The following is a 2,236-nucleotide window of genomic DNA, read 5'->3' on the forward strand; positions in this document are numbered from 1 at the left end:
TGCCGAGACGTTGAAGTGTGAGAGCGCGCTTTCGCGTCCCCTAACGGAATTAATCGAGCGCAAAACCCAAGGCAATCCCTTTTTTATCACCCAGTTTCTCAAAGCATTACACGAAGATAAATATATTACATTTAATCGCGATCGGGGCTATTGGGAATGCGATTTAGCTCAAGTGAAGGCGCTATCTCTCACCGACGATGTGGTGGAGTTTATGGCGAATCAGTTGCAGAAATTGCCTGGTAAAACTCAAGACATTTTGAAACTTGCTGCTTGTATAGGCAACTCTTTTGATTTGGAGAGGTTGGCGATCGTTTCAGAGCGATCGCCAGCTGATGCGGCAGATGCTTTGTGGAAAGCGTTGCAGGAAGGATTAATCCTGCCACAAAGTGAAGTGTATAAATTTTATCTGAGCCTGGATGAAGCAGATGTCAATACCGACAATATCGAAAATGTCGGGTATCGGTTTCTACACGATCGCGTTCAACAGGCGGCTTATTCATTGATTCCGGAAAACCAGAAACAGGCAACTCATCTCAAAATTGGACAATTACTCCAACAAAAATTATCAGAGATAGAAAAGGAAGAAAAGCTGTTTGATATTGTTGGGCATTTGAATTTAGGTCAGGATTTAATTACTCAAGCCCAAGAACGAGAAACCTTAGCTCAACTTAACTTAGCAGCCGGAAAGAAAGCCAGAAATTCTACAGCCTACGCCGCTGCCAGAAATTTTGTGAAAACAGGGCTGGACTTACTGATTGACAACTGTTGGCAAACTCAGTATGAATTAACTTTGAATCTTTATGTGGCTGCGGCGGAAACTGCCTACTTGAATGCCGATTTTAATCATATGGAAGCAATGGCAGATCGGGCTTTGCGCTCGGCCCAAACTGTACTTGACAAAGTTAAAATTTACGAAATTCAAATCAACGCACTAACAGCCCAGAGTCGGATGTTAGAAGCGATCGCCATCGGGTTACAAATCCTAAGATTGCTGGGGATCGGTTTTCCAGAAGAGCCAACTGGCGCAGACATTGGTCAAGCGCTGGCAAACACAGCTTCCCTCATTGCTGCAACGGGGATGGAAAACTTAAGCCGCTTGCCTCAAATGACTGATGCTAACTCGTTAGCAGCAATGGGAATCCTCAGCACAATGATTCCCGCTACGTTCGTCGCCTGTCCCGGACTGTTTCCTCTGATAGTTACCAAACAAGTTCAGTTGTCGATCGATCGTGGAAATAGTGCTTTTTCTGCTTTTGCTTATGCTTGTTATGGAATCCTGCTCTGTAGTGATGCGAATGACATTGAGTTGGGGTCTCAAGTGGGTCATTTAGCATTGCACTTGTTGTCACAGTTTCGAGATGAAGTCATCAAGAGCAAGACATTATTTGCGATTGGTAAATTCATTCTGCATTGGAAAGTGCCGCTCAAAGAAACTTTATCCCTATTCCGGTTAGGGCAACAAACTGGTTTAGACACCGGAGATGTAGAACATGTGGCATGGAATTATTACAGTGAATGTGAATCTGCTTATGTCTTGGGTCAAAGCCTCGTTGATTTAGAACAGAAAGTTGCCATCTATCGAGATGCTATTGAGAAACTCAAGCACGAGATTACTTTCAACTACTGTGGCATGTTACGGCAAGTTATTCTCAACTTGATGGGACGTTCTGAGTTGCTCTTTCAGTTAGTGGGTGAATCCTTTGACGAAGCGCATTCTCTATCGCAATATCAAGCCGCTAGAGACATCCAGGGACTATGTAACTTACACACCTACAAACTGATGCTGTGCTATCTATTTGGCAAGTATCCAGAAGCACTAGAAAATGCAACCCTGGCAGCAACTTATTTCGTCAATGGTATGACAGCCATGCCATTCATGCCTCTCTTCAATCTCTACGATTCTTTGACGCGACTAGCCCTCTATCCTTACTGCTCCAACCCAGCGCTAGACGAAACACTGAAACAAGTTGTAGCGAACCAGAAAACAATGCAGCACTGGGCGCATCATGCACCAATGAATCACCAACATAAATATGAGTTAATCGAAGCAGAACGGTGTCGAGTTGTTGGTGAAAAGGCAATGGCGATCGCTCTTTACGACCTTGCAATCTCCCTCGCCAAAGAAAACGGCTACATCCAAGACGAAGCCCTCGCTAACGAACTCGCCGCCAAATTCTATCTCGATTGGGGCAAAGAAAAAGTCGCCGCAAGCTACATGCTTGAAGCATATTATTGT

General features: G+C 44.4%; 1 pseudogene. It reads left to right on the top strand.

What is annotated here, in order from left to right:
• Positions 1–2,236 (top strand): annotated as a pseudogene (locus ACE1CM_RS44140) (serine/threonine protein kinase); the annotation flags it as partial.

Origin of the sequence: Microseira sp. BLCC-F43 (genome assembly GCF_041929235.1) — a bacterium.
Classification (GTDB): domain Bacteria; phylum Cyanobacteriota; class Cyanobacteriia; order Cyanobacteriales; family Aerosakkonemataceae; genus Microseira.